The organism is Wolbachia endosymbiont of Wiebesia pumilae (genome assembly GCF_017869285.1).
Lineage (GTDB): Bacteria > Pseudomonadota > Alphaproteobacteria > Rickettsiales > Anaplasmataceae > Wolbachia > Wolbachia pipientis.
This window is the reverse complement of sequence record NZ_CP054557.1, coordinates 263,792-279,830: the sequence shown is the minus strand read 5'-3', so window position 1 is coordinate 279,830 and position 16,039 is coordinate 263,792. Positions and strand designations below refer to the sequence as shown.

General features: G+C 37.2%; 18 protein-coding genes and 1 pseudogene. 14 read left to right on the top strand and 5 right to left on the bottom strand.

The window, feature by feature from the left end; all coding sequences use genetic code 11:
• The first annotated feature begins 46 nt into the window (after positions 1 to 46).
• The 11 genes from HUB92_RS01390 to HUB92_RS01340 all read left to right on the top strand — a co-directional run bounded on the left by HUB92_RS01390 (position 47) and on the right by HUB92_RS01340 (position 9,270).
• The gene (locus HUB92_RS01390) at positions 47 to 652 is read left to right on the top strand and encodes a glycoside hydrolase family 25 protein (protein ID WP_209473018.1); all 606 of its coding nucleotides are present in this window, start codon (positions 47 to 49) and stop codon (positions 650 to 652) included.
• Positions 652 to 2,076, top strand: a complete 1,425-nt coding sequence (locus HUB92_RS01385; RefSeq protein ID WP_209473339.1) for a phage portal protein — start codon at positions 652 to 654, stop codon at positions 2,074 to 2,076. The genes HUB92_RS01390 and HUB92_RS01385 overlap by 1 nt, the downstream gene beginning before the upstream one ends.
• The gene (locus tag HUB92_RS01380; protein ID WP_209473016.1) at positions 2,073 to 3,158 is read left to right on the top strand and encodes a S49 family peptidase; all 1,086 of its coding nucleotides are present in this window, start codon (positions 2,073 to 2,075) and stop codon (positions 3,156 to 3,158) included. Before HUB92_RS01385 ends, HUB92_RS01380 begins: the two co-directional genes overlap by 4 nt.
• Before the next feature lie 175 nt (positions 3,159 to 3,333).
• The gene (locus tag HUB92_RS01375) at positions 3,334 to 3,702 is read left to right on the top strand and encodes a head decoration protein (RefSeq protein WP_209473014.1); all 369 of its coding nucleotides are present in this window, start codon (positions 3,334 to 3,336) and stop codon (positions 3,700 to 3,702) included.
• A gap of 44 nt (positions 3,703 to 3,746) precedes the next feature.
• Positions 3,747 to 4,751 carry a major capsid protein gene (locus HUB92_RS01370; RefSeq protein WP_209473012.1) on the top strand — a complete coding sequence of 335 codons (1,005 nt, stop codon included), beginning with the start codon at positions 3,747 to 3,749 and terminating at the stop codon, positions 4,749 to 4,751.
• A gap of 384 nt (positions 4,752 to 5,135) precedes the next feature.
• On the top strand, positions 5,136 to 6,467 hold the full coding sequence (locus tag HUB92_RS01365; RefSeq protein WP_209473010.1) for an IS110 family RNA-guided transposase: 1,332 nt from the start codon (positions 5,136 to 5,138) through the stop codon (positions 6,465 to 6,467).
• Positions 6,451 to 6,756, top strand: a complete 306-nt coding sequence (locus HUB92_RS01360; protein WP_209473009.1) for a head-tail joining protein — start codon at positions 6,451 to 6,453, stop codon at positions 6,754 to 6,756. Before HUB92_RS01365 ends, HUB92_RS01360 begins: the two co-directional genes overlap by 17 nt.
• Positions 6,757 to 7,200, top strand: a complete 444-nt coding sequence (locus HUB92_RS01355) for a phage tail protein (protein WP_244663090.1) — start codon at positions 6,757 to 6,759, stop codon at positions 7,198 to 7,200.
• 27 nt (positions 7,201 to 7,227) lie between these two features.
• Positions 7,228 to 8,060, top strand: a protein-coding gene (locus tag HUB92_RS01350; RefSeq protein ID WP_209473007.1) for an IS5-like element ISWpi1 family transposase whose coding sequence is annotated in 2 segments (ribosomal slippage) — positions 7,228 to 7,597 and positions 7,597 to 8,060 — 834 coding nt in all. Because the reading frame shifts where the segments join, the coding sequence is not laid out codon by codon here.
• Positions 8,061 to 8,147: 87 nt separating this feature from the next.
• Positions 8,148 to 8,597: an ankyrin repeat domain-containing protein gene (locus HUB92_RS01345; protein ID WP_244663089.1), complete on the top strand. Its 450-nt coding sequence runs from the start codon at positions 8,148 to 8,150 to the stop codon at positions 8,595 to 8,597.
• A gap of 184 nt (positions 8,598 to 8,781) precedes the next feature.
• A complete protein-coding gene (locus tag HUB92_RS01340; protein WP_209473003.1) occupies positions 8,782 to 9,270 on the top strand; it encodes an ankyrin repeat domain-containing protein in 489 nt (162 codons plus the stop codon).
• Here the strand turns inward: HUB92_RS01340 and HUB92_RS01335 are convergent.
• Positions 9,254 to 10,020 (bottom strand): IS5 family transposase gene (locus HUB92_RS01335; RefSeq protein ID WP_410543339.1). Its coding sequence is split into 2 segments (ribosomal slippage): positions 9,254 to 9,693 and positions 9,693 to 10,020, totalling 768 coding nucleotides; the frame shifts between segments, so codons are not numbered across the junction. The genes HUB92_RS01340 and HUB92_RS01335 overlap by 17 nt on opposite strands.
• A gap of 238 nt (positions 10,021 to 10,258) precedes the next feature.
• Here HUB92_RS01335 and HUB92_RS01325 point away from each other — a divergent pair.
• The 3 genes and pseudogenes from HUB92_RS01325 (at position 10,259) to HUB92_RS01315 (ending at position 12,364) form a co-directional block, all read left to right on the top strand.
• A pseudogene (locus HUB92_RS01325) lies at positions 10,259 to 10,697 on the top strand (DUF2924 domain-containing protein).
• Positions 10,691 to 12,193 carry a recombinase family protein gene (locus HUB92_RS01320; RefSeq protein ID WP_209473001.1) on the top strand — a complete coding sequence of 501 codons (1,503 nt, stop codon included), beginning with the start codon at positions 10,691 to 10,693 and terminating at the stop codon, positions 12,191 to 12,193. Before HUB92_RS01325 ends, HUB92_RS01320 begins: the two are co-directional and overlap by 7 nt.
• Before the next feature lie 12 nt (positions 12,194 to 12,205).
• On the top strand, positions 12,206 to 12,364 hold the full coding sequence (locus HUB92_RS01315) for a hypothetical protein (protein WP_209472999.1): 159 nt from the start codon (positions 12,206 to 12,208) through the stop codon (positions 12,362 to 12,364).
• A 33-nt stretch (positions 12,365 to 12,397) separates the two neighbouring features.
• Here the strand turns inward: HUB92_RS01315 and HUB92_RS01310 are convergent, their stop codons facing one another.
• From HUB92_RS01310 to HUB92_RS01295, 4 genes are all read right to left on the bottom strand, one after another.
• Positions 12,398 to 12,691 (bottom strand): hypothetical protein, encoded by a 294-nt coding sequence (locus HUB92_RS01310; RefSeq protein ID WP_209472997.1) that lies wholly within the window; start codon positions 12,689 to 12,691, stop codon positions 12,398 to 12,400.
• 172 nt (positions 12,692 to 12,863) lie between these two features.
• A complete protein-coding gene (locus tag HUB92_RS01305) occupies positions 12,864 to 14,129 on the bottom strand; it encodes a hypothetical protein (protein ID WP_209472995.1) in 1,266 nt (421 codons plus the stop codon).
• Positions 14,126 to 15,253: an ankyrin repeat domain-containing protein gene (locus HUB92_RS01300; protein ID WP_209472993.1), complete on the bottom strand. Its 1,128-nt coding sequence runs from the start codon at positions 15,251 to 15,253 to the stop codon at positions 14,126 to 14,128. The genes HUB92_RS01305 and HUB92_RS01300 overlap by 4 nt, the downstream gene beginning before the upstream one ends.
• 250 nt (positions 15,254 to 15,503) lie before the next feature.
• Positions 15,504 to 15,950: an IS1096 element passenger TnpR family protein gene (locus HUB92_RS01295; RefSeq protein ID WP_209472991.1), complete on the bottom strand. Its 447-nt coding sequence runs from the start codon at positions 15,948 to 15,950 to the stop codon at positions 15,504 to 15,506.
• Positions 15,951 to 16,039 lie beyond the last annotated feature (89 nt).

The window sequence follows — 16,039 nt, the reverse complement described above, 5'->3', positions numbered from 1 at the left end:
AATAGTGCAGCAACCTGTTGCACAAATAACAAAATAAGAGCCCCAAATGATAAAAAATGTAATTGTAGATCTCTCCCACTGGAGCCAAAGTGTAAATTTTAAGTTAGCGAAAGAAGATGAAATATTAGGAATCATTCATAAAGCAACGCAAGGGCTAGAGTATGTGGATCCTAAATATGCAGAAAGAAGGAAAGCTGCCGAAGAAAAAGGACTGCTTTGGGGTGCATATCATTTTGGCATAGGAGCAAACGGAAAGGACCAAGCTGAGCATTTTCTGGAAGTAGTCGGAGAGAGTTCTAAAGTGTTGCTAGCCCTAGATATCGAAGACAACGGAGGAAACAATATAACGCCAAAACAAGCAGAGGATTTCGTTAACAGGGTTTATAGAGTCACAGGTCGTTTGCCACTGATTTATGGAAGTCCTTACTTTATAAATGATTTCGCTACGCCGATTTTAACAAAATGTCCACTGTGGGTGGCAAGATGGAGACGTAGACCTAAGTTACCAAGAGGATGGAAAGAGTGGGCTTTATGGCAATATACCGACGGAAAAAGTGGGGAAGAGCCGCATTTAGTGAAAGGGATTGGACCGTGTGATAGAAATAAATTCAACGGCACATTAGAAGATTTGAAAAGATTTTGGATATCGTGATGTTATTGAAATCATTTAAACAATTATTCCGCAAACCACCAAAGCCTAAAGGTTCAGCATGGGATGCGTCAGGCTCAGGAAGAAGATTATTGCACTTTCAACCAGAGTCAGGAAGTATAAACAATTTGCTTTCTCAGAGCCTTGAGCACCTACGTAGCCGCTCTCGTGACATGGTAAGAAAGAATTCCTATGCAGCAAACATCATCGATACGATAGTGAGTAATTGCGTTGGGACAGGAATAAAGCCGCAGTCAAAGGCGAAAGATGCAGAGTTTCGGAAAAAAGTGCAAGAGTTATGGCTGAGATGGACAGATGAAGCAGACAGTAGCGGAGCAAGTGATTTTTATGGGTTACAAGCTCTAGTATGCAGAAGTATGATAGAAGGAGGGGAATGTTTTGTAAGGCTCCGAACAAGAAAACGAGAAGATGGTCTTTGTGTGCCGTTGCAACTGCAAGTACTTGAATCAGAGCATTTAGACAATAAGAGCAATCAAACCCTTGCCAACGGTAATGTAATTAGAAACGGCATTGAATTTAACCGATTGGGGCAAAGAGAGGCGTATTACCTATTTAGAGAACATCCAGGTGAAGGCTCGTTTGGCGAATCAGTGAGAGTACCAGCAAATGATGTTTTACATATCTACAGACCACTAAGACCTGGGCAGATTCGAGGAGTACCGTGGCTTTCTACAGTACTGTTAAAGCTCTATGAACTTGATCAATACGATGATGCGGAATTAGTCAGAAAAAAGACTGCAGCGATGTTTGCGGGATTTATTACGAGACTTGATCCTGAAGCGAACATCATGGGAGAAGGAGAGAGTAATGAACATGGAGTAGCGCTGTCAGGCTTAGAACCTGGGACTATGCAATTACTTGATCCCGGAGAAGATATCAAGTTCTCGGAACCATCTGATGTTGGAGGAAGTTATGAAGCATTCATGAAACAGCAGCTCAGAGCAATAGCAGTAGGCATAGGAATAACGTATGAGCAGCTAACAGGAGATCTAAGTGGTGTCAATTATTCATCAATCCGAGCAGGATTAATAGAGTTTCGCCGGAGGTGCGCGATGTTACAGCATAACGTGGTAGTATTTCAGCTTTGCCGGCCAGTATGGGATAGGTGGCTAGAATTAGCACTACTCTCTGGAGAACTGGACATAGGTGAAAATTGGGCAAAAGAAACAGCAAAAGAGGTAAAATGGATACCGCAAGGGTGTGCTTACGTAGATCCGCTAAAAGACCAGCAAGCACAGCAAATGGCGGTAAGGAATGGGTTTAAGAGCAGGTCAGAAGTGGTTTCAGAACTTGGTTATGATGTAGAGGAAATAGACCAGGAAATTGCTGAAGATCAAAGACGTGCGAGTGAATTGGGTTTAAGTTTTGATTCTGATGTACAAAGTAGTTTTGCGGAAATGACATGAAACAACAAGCAATGTGGCTGAACAGACCGGTAATGATGGAGCAAAGAAGTTTTGATCTATTGTCATTACAAGCAGGAAAGCAGTCGATTTTTAAAAACATAAAACATGCAGTAAGAAATAATGAAAGGGGAATAAAAGTACATGGAATCTTGACGAAGAATTCAGAGGCTTTTGACGATATTTTGGGGATGACATCGTATGAGAAGATACGTGAAGAGATAGAAAAAGCTTTAATAGATGAAGAAGTAGAAACAATAATTTTGGACATAGACAGCCCCGGAGGAGAAGTAAACGGTTTATTCGACCTTTCGGACTTTATTTACGAAGCAAGGACAAAAAAGAGGATTGTGGCGATAGCAAATGATGATGCTTACTCTGCTGCGTACGCTATAGCTTCTAGCGCTGAAAAGGTGTATGTAAGCAGAACATCGGGAGTTGGAAGCATAGGAGTAATAGCAAGTCACATTGATCAAAGTGGATTTGATGAAAAGCAAGGGATAAAATATACAACTGTTTTTGCTGGAAGTCGAAAGAACGATTTAAATCCGCATGAGCCGATAACATCAGAAAGTGTGGAAAGCTTACAAGATGAAGTAGACCGCCTATATGAGATGTTTGTCGAGCTTGTAGCAAGAAATAGGAATCTTTCCACGGAAAAAATCAAATCAACGGAAGCAGGGCTATATTTTGGTGAGAAAGCAATAGAGATTGGACTTGCTGATGAAGTGATAACATATTCTGAATTTATAGATAGGAGAAACAATATGAGTAAAGCTGAATTTAACTATAAGGGCCACACCATCGATGCTGATGAGTTAATGGAAGAATCAAAACGAATAGGTTATGAGAGGTGCCGCAAGGAAGTATTAGAGGTAATAAGATTGTGTAATTTGTCAAAGATGCCAGAGAAGATAGGAGAATTTATTGAGCAGGATGTAAACGCAAAACAAGCCCAAGAGATATTAATGTCGATACTGGCGGAGAGAACGAAGAAGACAGAGATACTGAGCACAATACCACAAAGTTCATCAGAAGATTTAATGATGCAGGTAGCAAGAACTCGAGCGCAATCTGGCATTTGAGAAATTTAGGTACCAGCAATTACAAATGCCGCGGTAAACAAGTCCGCCAGAATAGCCAATTATAAAGTTTTTACCGCGACGTATAGCAACTTTAAACACCGCGGTAAACAAATCTTATAACCGCCGTATATAACACTAACAAAAGCGGCGGTAAAACAATTAAGGAGAAACATTTATGAGTTGTATAACTGAACAAAATAACCTTGGTGACCTATTAAAGTATGAGGCATCAAGCCTATATTCAAGAGACCAAATAACAGTAGCAAAGGGGCAAAACCTAAAGCTTGGTACGGTTGTTGGTCGTGATAAAGATGATCTAATTAAAATTATAAACTTAGCAGCGACAGATGGAACGCAAACAGCGATAGGTGTAATAACAAGTGATGTAAATGCAACGGAAACCACCAAAGCAGTAATCATTACTCGTATAGCAATACTAGCTGATCATGCAGTGGTGTGGCCAGGAAATATCACTGAGGAGCAAAAAGCTGCAGCAATAAAGCAACTTGAAGCACGGGGTATCATCATCCGCAAAGGTGTCTAAACTTCAACTCAACTTAAATTCATAGGGAAAACAAGGGGAAAAACATGCAAAATCCATTTACAAATCCGGCATTTAGTATGACAGCATTAACAAATGCAATGAACATATTGCCGATAAATTATGGTCGAACAGAGAATTTAAATTTATTTCCAAGTAGGTCAGTAAGATTTCGTCATATTACGATAGAAGAACACCAAGGAGTTTTAACTTTATTACCAACGCAAGTGCCAGGAGCACCAGCAACAGTGGGTAAGCGCGGAAAGAGAAAGGTAAGAACTTTTACCATTCCACATATTCCCCATGATGATGTAGTGTTACCAGAGGAAGTGCAAGGGATAAGGGCATTTGGGTCAGAGAATGAACTGAAAGCATTGGCAGATGTAATAACGGATCATTTGCAGATGATGAGAAACAAACACGCGATAACGTTAGAGCATTTGCGGATGGGAGCATTGAAAGGGATTATTCTGGACGCAGATGGCAGTGAATTGTTAAATCTGTACAACGAATTTGAAATTACGCCAAAAGTAGTAAATTTTGCACTGGGAACAGCAACCACTGATGTAAAGCGTAAGTGTCTGGAAGTATTGCGTCATGTTGAGGACAACTTAAGTGGTGAATACATGACTGGGATTCATGCGCTGGTAAGTCCTGAGTTTTTTGATGCTTTAACTTCTCATACCAAAGTAAAAGAAGCATATGAGAGATGGCAAGAAGGAGCAGCGCTAAGGAACGATATGAGATCAGGATTTACGTTCTGTGGAATAACATTTGAGGAGTATAGAGGACAAGCAACTGACCCTGAAGGTAATGTGAGAAGATTTATAGAAAAAGACACGGGCCACTGTTTTCCACTTGGTACAGCAAGCACATTTACGACATACTTTGCACCAGCAGACTTTAATGAGACGGTAAATACACTAGGGCAACCGTTATATGCAAAACAAGAGCCAAGAAGATTTGATAGAGGGACCGATTTACATACGCAGTCAAATTCTTTACCAATGTGCCATCGTCCAGAAACATTAATCAAAGTCGTTGCAGCATAACAATACTGAACTATAAAAGTGGTGAGGTATGATACCAGTATGCCCCTTCTTAGCGTGCATGTAGAGATTAGTGCATAAAGGAACAAGATGCAAGAAAATATTAAAAGGTTATTGAAAGCCCAGAACAGATAAAATCTGTAAAACCAAAAAGAAACTCCCTCTTTACTTTATGTTCTTTGGGTATAGTGTTATGAAGAAGCGCTTCTGCAGCTATAACCGAAACAATCAATGGTGCTATAAATGCCCGTTTGAAAGCATGGTTTTGGGGGAAATGGTAAAACCATTGATGGAGTTCTTTTTGGGCTACCTCGTTTAGAAGATTGTATAACCTAACCGTCCCAAGCTGAAGTGCTTCTTATCATAATAATATAGGAGGGATTTTATATGGCAGAAGCAAAAAGTAAATTAAAAACAATAGGGATTGATATTGGCTCGACTGTACATTATGTATGTGTACCTGAAGGAAGAGATGAACAACGTATCCAAAAATTTGGGTGCTTTACAGTAGATCTACACAACTTAGCAAAGTGGTTAAAAAAGTGTCAGGTTAGAACTGTAGCCATGGAGTCAACTGGAGTATATTGGATTCCCTTATTTCAAATATTAGAATCACATAAATTTGAAGTAAAATTAGTAAATGCGCGACATGTCAAAAATGTGCCTGGTAGAAAGTCTGATGTTCAAGATTGTCAATGGCTGCAACAATTGCACAGCTATGGACTGCTTCAAGGATCATTTAGACCGGATAATCAAATGTGTGTACTGCGTAGTTACGTTAGACAACGTGCTAATCTAATTGAAAATGCAGCTAAACATACTCAACGTATGCAAAAAGCGCTAATTCAAATGAATATTCAATTACACAAGGTTATTAGTCATATTACTGGGATAACTGGTATGAAAATCATTGAAGCTATAATTGAAGGCGAAAGAGATCCTGAGAAATTGGCTAAATTCAGGGATGCACGAATAAAAAATGATCAGTCTACTATAGCAAAAGCGTTAGCTGGTGATTATAGAGAGGAACACTTGTTTGTGCTAAAACAAGAATATGCAGCATATACTTTTTTTCAAGAGCAAATAACGGGATGTGATAAAAGTATAGAAAATTACTATAAAACATTTGAAACAAAGTCGAATGAGAACAGGGCATTGAATAAGACACGAAAGAGAAAACAGAAGAATAGTCCAGATTTTGCCGTAGATGAAGATTTATATCGAATAACGGGGATGGATTTTACTAGAGTTCCAGGACTTGATGTATTAAGTATACAGGCTATCATTTCAGAAACAGGTATAAATCACAATAAATGGAGGACAGAAAAGCATTTTTCTTCCTGGCTCGGATTAAGTCCTGCTAATAAAATTACAGGAGGGAAAATTATTGGAACAAGAACTCGTAAAGTTGTTAATCGTGCTGCAATTGCCTTGCGACTTGCTGCTCATTGTGTATCAAGAAGCAACACTGCACTTGGTGCATACTGCAGGAGGTTAAAGAAGCGACTAGGGATACCAAAAGCGATCACTGCTACAGCAAGGAAATTAGCATGTATTTTTTATAATATGCTAAAATATGGACAAGAATATGTAGAAAAAGGAATGAACTATTATGAAACACTCTACAAAGAGAGAGTAGTCAAAAATTTGACTAAAAAAGCAAAGGAATTTGGTTATATACTAATGAAAGAGGAGCCGATAGATGAAGAAGGTTCTTAGGAGTTTCTTAGAAGATTGTTTTACACATTTAGGACAGCAAGCTTTGTATGAGTCAAAGAATAAGTCATACCTGGTGCAGATATTAAAACAGCAACCAGACAAACTCTATGGTATTGGTGAAGGACAATTTGTAGGGGAGATGTTGATTTTGGAGGTGAGTGTCTTTGATGTATTGCAACCAATGGTAGGAGATATCTTTATTATTGGTAACCGTAGATACAAAGTACACTCACCGCCACTCAGAGATAACTCTGGAATGATCTGGAAAATTCAAGCGTCAGGGGTGTAGATGCGTATTAACATCGAAGTCACCGGTAGTATTGAAAAGGTAATACAAAGTATAGATGCTGAAAGGAAAAAAGTGGAAAAAGCAACGGTGAGGGCATTAAACAAAACAGCACTATGGGTAAGATCGCAAACTGTCAAACAAGTTAGCGAAGAAAAACAAATACCAAAAAAAGCAATGAGAAAAAAGTTAAGTGTGGATAAAGCAAATAGAAAGCGTTTATGGTCGATAGTGAAGCTCAGTTCGCAGTGGATAGGAGTAGCAAAACTTGGGAGCATAAAACAGACAAAGATAGGAGCAAGGGCAGGAAGCCGTATGTATGAAGGAGCATTTATAGCAACGATGAAAAATGGTCATATAGGAATCTTCAGACGAAGGTATATGACACCGTTACCAATAGATGAAATTAAAGTAAGAGGTTGTCCGGAAACAAGTAAAAGGCTATAATATCTGAAATTTTAGTACGGGGTAAAGATGAGAAAAAAGTATCCAACAGATCTAAGCGAAAGGGAATGGGCAAGAATAGAAAAACACTTCAGAGTATCATACAAGAAAGGAGGAAGGCCGCCAAAGTATAGCAAAAAAGAAATATTAGAAGCAATTTTCTATGTATTGCGTACAGGGTGTCAATGGCGGTATTTACCAAATGATTTTTCGCTATGGAAGACTGTGTATGAGCAGTTCAGGCAATGGAAGAAGCAGGGAATTTTTGAGAAAATGAATTATGAAATTACAAAATATAGTAGAAGAAAAATAGGAAGGAATGAGCAGCCGAGTGCCTGTATAGTAGATAGTCAATCTGTAAAGACTACAGAAAAGGGGGGATCAAAGGCTATGATGGAAGTAAAAAAGTAAAGGGTAGAAAAAGGCATATAATTACAGACACTCAGGGTTTTATACTAGGTTGTTACGTAGGCGCTGCTAACGAAAATGATAGAGATGGTATTAAAATAGCATTAAACAATATGAGAACAAAATATACTAAAGTTAAAAAAATGTGGGCTGACATGGGATACCAAGGAAGAAATTTAAAGAATCACATAAAGGAAGAATATGACATAGATATTGAAATTGTTAAAAGGCCTCCATGTAGATTTTGGGTGCACAAAGATACGCCACCTGAGCTACTACCAACAAGAGAACAAGGGTTTAAAGTACAGCCAAGAAGATGGGTTGTAGAAAGGACTTTTGCTTGGGTTAATAGGAATAGAAGGCTATCGAAGGAGTATGATTTACTCACAACATCCACTGAGAATTTCATATACCTAGCTATGAGTAGGGTTATGTTAAAGAGGGAATATGCTTGAATTTACTAGTTTCCGGACAACCTCTCAGAAGAAAACATAAAAGGAAAAGATTCAGGTGGTTGTACGGCATTGCACCGAGCAGCACAAGTGTCAAACCCAGAAGTAATAAAGTTATTAATAGAAAAAGGTGCAGGTATAAACGATAGAAACAATAGAGGCGAGACACCGTTGCACCTAGCAGCATTTTTAGGAAAGAGAAAGAATGTGAAAGCACTGATAGAGAAAGGAGCCGAGGTAAATGCAAAGTCGAACAACAAAGCAGTACCACTACACTTAGCCTGTTTAGCAGGGAGGAAAGGAACAATAGAAGAGTTAATGAAGGCGGGAGGAGATCTTGATACAGTAGATAAATTTGGATGTAGTCCACTAAACTATGCGAAGATTTACCAGAAGGTAACGAATTTTCTAGAGAAAAGGGGAGTGAATATGAGAGATGTGGCGGTGATGTATGGAGAAGCAAACAAGGCAATAGAGGAGATAATGGAGAAACGAAACGTAAATGAATTACAACTGCAGGAGGTAGATTTAACAGATTAAACATATAGATTTATATCTTAATATAATATGCTGAAAAAATATGTATATTTTGTAAAAAAAAACTTGCTTTTTATGCCAAAACAGCCCTAAGTGAAAAAGTAGCTAGTAAACAAACAAGATTTGCTAAGCGCTAAAGTGAGCCAAATTGGAGCCACTTTATATAGCATTAATAGCTGAGGAACTTATGGTAAAATTTAGTAAGAAAGAAAGAGAAGAATTTAATAAGTCATGGAAAGAAGTATTAGATAACTCAATAGAAAATATTAATAAAAAAGACACGAAAGGGAGGACGATATTGCATTACGCGGTGGGAATGCCAGATCCAAAAAAAGTGAGGTTATTAATCAAGAAAGGAGCAGATATAAATGTGGCGGATGCGGGACAATATAGACCACTGCACTTAGCAGTCATGGGGCAACGTGTAGAAAACACAAAAGAGCTGATAAAGGCAGGAGTGGAGGTAAACGCAGTGGAACGAAGTAGCAAATTTGCCGCGTTACACCTTGCGTGCATGGTAGCAGAGATAAAAATAGTAGAAGAGCTAGTAAAAGCGGGAGGGAATGTGGAACAAAAAGATAAATTTGGCAAGACCCCAATGGATTATGCGAGAAATAATAAAGAGATAAAAGAAGTGTTAGAACCTGTCTTGAAAGGAACTAAGCAGCTAATTTAGCAAGCATAATAGTAATCATATTAAAGGAGATATTAGTTTTTGAAGTAAGAGGAGAATGCTCATAATCCTTGCTCATACGTCTAAAATTGGAAAGCCAAGCAAAAGTTCTTTCAACAATCCACCGTTTAGGAATAACTTGAAATCCTACAGCATCAGCTGCTTTTTTAGTAATCGTCAATAAACATCCTGTTTTCAATAAACAGTAATTTTGCAATTTACCAATATATCCCTGATCAGCGAGAAACCTTTGTAGCGTTGAAGCTTTTCGTTTAGCTTGAGTAAAAAGATTTAGAGCACCATCACGATCTTGAATGCCTGCACTATGAACATCAGCTGTAATAATTAGGCCTATTGTATCCACAATGATGTGACGTTTTCTACCCTTTATTTTCTTGCCAGCATCATATCCTCTGGATCCCCTTTTTGAGTGGTTTTCACTGATTGACTGTCAATTATTCCTACCGAAGGTATTTCATTTTTGCCAACCATTTTTCTTACCTTTTTTACTAACATATCGTGTATTTCTTCCAATTTGCCACTATTACGCCACCTGAGAAAATAATCATACACCGTTTTCCATGGCGGAAAATCTTTTGGCAGCATTCTCCACTGGCAACCACCTTTCATTATGTATCTTATTGCATTAATAATTGTTCTAATATTGTGCTTTCTTGGCCGTCCTACTGCACCTTGTGCAACACTTGGCTCCAAAATTTCCCATTCTTTGTCACTTATATCACTTGGATACATTTTTACCTACTATTTTTTACTTATCTCATCATATTCTCTTTCTCATTTCTTTTCAAGACAGGCTCTTAGAGAACGTAAAAATGGCAAATAAACAGAGAGAGTTCATAGAAAGAATAAGGGTTGTATCGGAAAGTACGACAGCAGGTGTGATAGTGGCAAAGGAAGAGCTAGAAACTGTGGATGAGAAAGTGCTATAGCGTTTTAAAAATTCAGAAGGGCTGTGTTTGAAAAGGTGATTATATGGAAAAAAAAAGTAGAAAAAGAGGTAAAATGTTTAGAGAAAAAACCACTAGCAGAACTGAAAAAAAATATGGAAAAAGGTATTTGGGGAAGAGGCACCTAGACACTCAAAGAAATACCTGATACCAAGATTGGCGTATAGGTTGCAGGAGAAAACGTATGGAGAAATATCAAGAAAAGGAGCAAAAAGACTAGCATACCTGGCAAATCGGCTAGAACAGGGGAAAAGAATAAGTAGTGATAAACTGCCAGTGGAGGGAACGGAGTTGATACTAGAAAGAGGTGAGGAAACGCATGCGGTATTGGTAACAGATACTGGTTTAATCTACCGAGAAGAGTTTTATACGTCATTATCAGCAGTAGCAGGGAAAATAATGGGAATGAGTTATAACGGACCGCTCTTGTTTGGAATGAGAGAAAAGGAGAAAAAATGCTAAAAGAAGTAAGATGCGCAATATATACGAGAAAATCAAATGAGGATGGACTAGAACAAAAGTTTAATAGCTTGGACGCACAAAGGGTAGCATGTGAAAAATACATAAAGAGCCGAGAAGGGTGGATAGCATTAGCAAAAAGGTACGACGATGGTGGATTTTCAGGAAAAAATTTAGAAAGACCAGCGATAAAGGGATTGTTTGAAGATGTAAAAGCCGGAGAGGTAGACTGCGTGGTAGTATACACGTTGGACAGGTTATCAAGGGAAACGAAGGATTGCATAGAAGTAACGTCATTTTTTAGAAGGCACCGGATAAGTTTTGTAGCAGTGACGCAAATATTTGATAACAACACACCAATGGGAAAATTTGTACAAACAGTGTTATCAGGAGCGGCACAGCTAGAAAGAGAAATGATAGTAGAGAGAGTAAAAAATAAAATAGCAACATCGAAAGAGGAAGGATTATGGATGGGAGGGAATGTGCCACTAGGGTATGATGTAAAAGAGAAGGAATTAATAATAAATGAAAAAGAAGCAAAAGTAATAAAGCATATATTTGAGAGATATATGGAGCTGAGATCAATGGCAGAATTGGCAAGAGAGTTAAATAGCCAAGGGTACCGAACGAAATCAGATATTTTTAAAAAGGCCACGGTAAGGAGGATAATAACAAATCCGATATATATGGGAAAAATACGGCATTATGAGAAGCAGTATAAAGGAAAGCATGAGGCAATAATAGAAGAAGAAAAATGGCAAAAAGCGCAAGAATTGATAAAGAATCAACCATATCGAAAAGTAAAATATGAGGAAGCGCTGCTAAAGGGAATAATAAAGTGCAAGAGCTGTAGTGTAAACATGACGCTGACATACTCAAAAAAAGAAAATAAAAGGTATCGATATTATATATGCAATAACCATTTAAGAGGAAAAGGTTGCGAGTCGATGAACCGAACAATAGTCGCCGGAGAAGTGGAAAAAGAAGTAATGAAGAGAGCTGAACTCTTATATGAAAATTGGGAAGAAAGGGGAGAAAGAGAATGGAAAAATTTAAGTTTCAGAGAACAGAAAGAAGCAGTGAAAAAATTAATAAAGGGAGTAATGGTGAAAGAAGATGGAATAGAGGTGCATTCTGAGTCAGAGAAGACATTTATAGCAATGAATTTAAAGAAGAAAGGAAACAAATGCACGGTAGTAGAACCAGAAGGCAAAACAAACAATGCGCTACTGAAAGCAGTGGTAAGAGCCCATCTGTGGAAACGGCAGCTAGAAGAAGGAAAATATAGAAGTGTGAAAGAGCTGAGCGTTAAAATTAATATAGGTACAAGACGTATACAGCAAATTTTAAGGTTAAATTATTTAGCTCCAAAAATTAAGGAAGACATAGTAAATGGGAGGCAGCCAAGTAGTTTGAGGTTGGTTGATTTAAGGGAAATACCGATGCTGTGGAGTGAGCAGTTGGAGAAGTTTTATGATCTTAATTTACAAAAGAAATAGGAGAAAAACATTATGAGAACACCGAAAAAAATATGGAAAGATATTGCTGAAAAGCTTAGAAATAAAAAAGGTACCACTACCGCAAAAGGAGCTGATATGGAGATGCCGGCAGATGTTGAGGAAGTTAAAGTTGAAATAAAAAAGCAAACCAATACAGTTTACAGAAACTGACACTAAATTATGTAATATAAATAGTGAAGATCTTCAACCTATATGTGAAAACAGCGAAAAAGCGCAAGTAGAAACTACTGTAGAGCCAACTTCCGTTGATAGAGCTGACAGCCCATCTTCCGCTGAACCATGTTTTAATGGTGATGCTGCAGACAAAAACCTATCAGCAAAAGCACTGCAACAAAGGCAAGCAATCATATTTGGTAGTGTTGGTGCGGTGTTATTGGTAAATTGTGTTGCATTGTATATCATGAAAATGCCTGTAGTAGCAGCGGTTGTGGGAATAGTTGGATTAGCGTGTATAGGTTTTGCGCTGTATAATATCATAAATCCCAACACCAAGCTCGAGAAAGTGGAAGATGTAGAACAACTGGATCCACAAAATCTTAAAGCTAGTGGTATGCTTGAAAGATCATAAACATCAAGATAATTTCTTTAGAAAATCTCTTAAGCTGTTAACTTAACATCACCATGAAATTTTGAACATTTCCATTTCACCCTAAGCACGGCTTACTGTTTCTTCGAGACTTGGGGCTCTTCTCCTTTCTTCACGCTCTATCCAAGAACTCTTTTTTGTTTGGCCATTAGATTGACTCATAGCCTCAGAACGTATCAATTTTCCAGACCTTTCAAAATAGCCTTGTTCAATAGCATTGTAGACCAGACACCCACCAAGCGAGCAATTCTCACCTAATTCTTCTTTACAATTTTTGAACTTTTCCAGTATTTCCTTTTTATTACTCACTTCTACTATTATTTTATCTTTATCTTGTTTGTCAGGGTACAAATTAACTTCTAATTCTCCTTCACTGGTGTAGAAAGTCAATGCTATATCACTATTATCCGCAAGGTCTGTGTAATTCCTTATACCATTTTTCGTTATAATTTCTACCTCACTTTTACCGATCTTTATTATATCTCTTCCGTATTCTATTTCTCCTTGAGTTAGCCATAAACCCCTTGCTCCATCTGTAATCTTCGCAATATCTATTTTGCTGTTCTCTGAGTATTCTAAGTAAAAAGTAGAATTATCCATTTTTACATTTTTTACTCTACCATTAGCTGCACTTTTAACAATTTTCATAAACTTTAAAGTATTATTGATATACTTACCACAAGCTTCTTTCACATTGGTTGTGTGGTCTTTAAATTCTGACTCCAGTGTATTGATTACATCTATATTACTTAAGTTATGAAACACTGCTCCTCTTGATAACAATTTATATACTATATCACTAGTAACTTCTATCTGATTTGCAATTTTAGAACTCTCTTTTAATGCACTAATTTTTTTTATTACATGATCTGTAAAATTACATGCATCTTGGTACGCCACTTTATCTGGACGAATAGGAAAGTTAAACCTTATTCCAGACCGTATAGCTTGGTCTACAACTTCTTCCAGTTGTTTCATATCTTGAGCTCGATGTACTTTATCAAAAAATTCATTTAGCTTCTTCTTCTGGTCTGGTATTAAATCATCCCATAGGGTCCTGGATTTAGGCAAACATTTTTCCCTGCTATAGTCTTTTTGGTCAGTTGCTCCTGCTTTCAAAAGTAAGTCTTCTACTTCAGCAGCAGCTTTAGAAACAAAAAAAATATCTCTGGCATGTTGCAACACTATTGACTTTCCTTCTTCATCATGAAAATTTAAAACCACTTTTAGATCTTGATCACCCTCATGTTTATCCAAAAACTCTTTTAGATTTTTAACTGTTTTAGCATGGGAACATTCGCGCATTATACCATGTAATTCTTCATTCAACCTCTTTTGATTATCAGTTGGAAAGTATTTTTTAATATGGTATTGATGATTATCAATTGCAATTTGTAGTGGGTTTTCCTTGTTTCATCAAGTACATCGCACTTAGCTCCATTCCATAGGAACGATTCTATACTGCTGCTATAACCAAGGCCAGCAGCATAATGCAAAGGTGTTTTCCCTTCAATATCCTGTGCATTAGGATTAGCTCCTGCTTTTATAAGGTAACCTATACCATCACCGCTAGACCCAATAGCAGCATAATGTAAGAGTGTCTGTCCTCTATCATTCTTTATATTAGGATTAGCTCCTGCTTCTATGAGTAAACATGCAGCAGATACATATTCTTCGGCTAACCTCCCTCCATATTCTACAGCCATACTTACTACTGCATGCAATACTGTCAATCCAGATTCTCCTCTTTTAAGGTTAAGAACAGTTTTCAGATCGTCCTTATTTCTTTCTAAAAATCTATGAACTTTTGAACTATAGCTATAACTATCCCTACCACCAGTATCTGGAGATTCGCTGAGAATATTTAATAATTTTTTATTTAACTTCTTTTGATTTTCTGTTAAATCAGATTCATCACAAAACCATGCATGCATTAAATTAGTAGTACATAAACCTTTAGCAGAATCTATCAAAGTATCAATACCATGTGTGAAGAAACATTCTCTGATCAATTCATGCTCATTATCCTCTAGGGACCACTTCTTTTCTTCTAGCCAATCTTGCCATTCTTTCAATTTTATCGACACGTCCAAATTTTCCCATGTTAGCTGTTTTTTGAATTCTTCCCATTCTAGCTGTTCCTCTCCTCCCTCAAGTTCTAGCCGTTTTTCCCATCTTTTCATCTTTAGGTATTCTTCCCATTCTAGTGGCTGTTCTTTGAATTCTTCCCATTCTAGCTGGTTCTTCAATCCTTCCCATTCTAGCTGTTCTTCGAACCTTTTCAGCTTTAGGCGTCTTTTAAATTCTTTCTGTTCGCTCAATTTTTCCGACACGTCCAAATTTTCCCATGGTGACTGTTTTTTGAATTCTTCCCCTTTTTCCTGTTCTAACCATTTTTCATCTCCTGGATTTGTTTCAAAAGCCTGCTTAAACTCAATATCTTCATTTGACATGCTTTCCCTCTGATCTATCAAAAATATTACGTATAATACATAGCACAAATAAAAGCTAATGCAAGAATAGTTTTTCTCACTTTAGTATTTTTTAGCTTGATATCCATAAACTTCACTGACATTGACCTCTGAGCCTACTATGCTTCTGCTTGTTAATTAGCCATGCAAAAAAGCCTGCCAGATTAACAACATTGTGCCTATTTTAGTATCACTGTCATAAAAATATAAAGAGGTTGTTTACCTGCTGTGGTTACTCCTCATCGTCATAGTCAGGATATTGTGGAGGAGCTTTTCCTTGCTTTTTAGTAACTTTTGGATATCTTTTTTCAACCTCTGCTTCAATGATACCACAACATTCTACTAAGAATTCCCAATTATCACCATAATCAAAAAGAAAAATCATTTTTTTATCTGACTCAAAAACCTTATAGATATAAGAATTTCTGACGCTTTTTTCATTAGGCATAACAGTCAGACTAGAATCAGTATCATAAAATAAAGTGTATACTTCATTACTTTTATAAATATCATTTATATTACTATAAAAACCAAATGAATGATCTAATTCAAAATTAAAAGCATCTATGATAATCTCTGCAAATTTATAAAGACTAGATGTACCTTTCAATGCCATTTCACGATAGATTTTTTTGTTTAGAGAAACTTTAAATAGGTATACTTTTCCTTTCTTATCCACCCAATTTACCTTTAACTTATACTGAATTAACCAGTAGCAAAAAAATAACACAAGTCAAGCTTAATGCATAAACTTTAAATAACTAGTGG

Excerpts from the sequence above, each read along its gene's own strand:
- HUB92_RS01390 (WP_209473018.1), top strand. The coding sequence starts at position 47 with ATGATAAAAAATGTAATTGTAGATCTCTCCCACTGGAGCCAAAGTGTA.
- HUB92_RS01385 (WP_209473339.1), top strand. The coding sequence starts at position 652 with ATGTTATTGAAATCATTTAAACAATTATTCCGCAAACCACCAAAGCCT.
- HUB92_RS01380 (WP_209473016.1), top strand. The coding sequence starts at position 2,073 with ATGAAACAACAAGCAATGTGGCTGAACAGACCGGTAATGATGGAGCAA.
- HUB92_RS01375 (WP_209473014.1), top strand. The coding sequence starts at position 3,334 with ATGAGTTGTATAACTGAACAAAATAACCTTGGTGACCTATTAAAGTAT.
- HUB92_RS01370 (WP_209473012.1), top strand. The coding sequence starts at position 3,747 with ATGCAAAATCCATTTACAAATCCGGCATTTAGTATGACAGCATTAACA.
- HUB92_RS01365 (WP_209473010.1), top strand. The coding sequence starts at position 5,136 with ATGGCAGAAGCAAAAAGTAAATTAAAAACAATAGGGATTGATATTGGC.
- HUB92_RS01360 (WP_209473009.1), top strand. The coding sequence starts at position 6,451 with ATGAAGAAGGTTCTTAGGAGTTTCTTAGAAGATTGTTTTACACATTTA.
- HUB92_RS01355 (WP_244663090.1), top strand. The coding sequence starts at position 6,757 with ATGCGTATTAACATCGAAGTCACCGGTAGTATTGAAAAGGTAATACAA.
- HUB92_RS01340 (WP_209473003.1), top strand. The coding sequence starts at position 8,782 with ATGGTAAAATTTAGTAAGAAAGAAAGAGAAGAATTTAATAAGTCATGG.
- HUB92_RS01320 (WP_209473001.1), top strand. The coding sequence starts at position 10,691 with ATGCTAAAAGAAGTAAGATGCGCAATATATACGAGAAAATCAAATGAG.
- HUB92_RS01315 (WP_209472999.1), top strand. The coding sequence starts at position 12,206 with ATGAGAACACCGAAAAAAATATGGAAAGATATTGCTGAAAAGCTTAGA.
- HUB92_RS01310 (WP_209472997.1), bottom strand. The coding sequence starts at position 12,691 with ATGATATTATACAGCGCAAAACCTATACACGCTAATCCAACTATTCCC.
- HUB92_RS01300 (WP_209472993.1), bottom strand. The coding sequence starts at position 15,253 with ATGTCAAATGAAGATATTGAGTTTAAGCAGGCTTTTGAAACAAATCCA.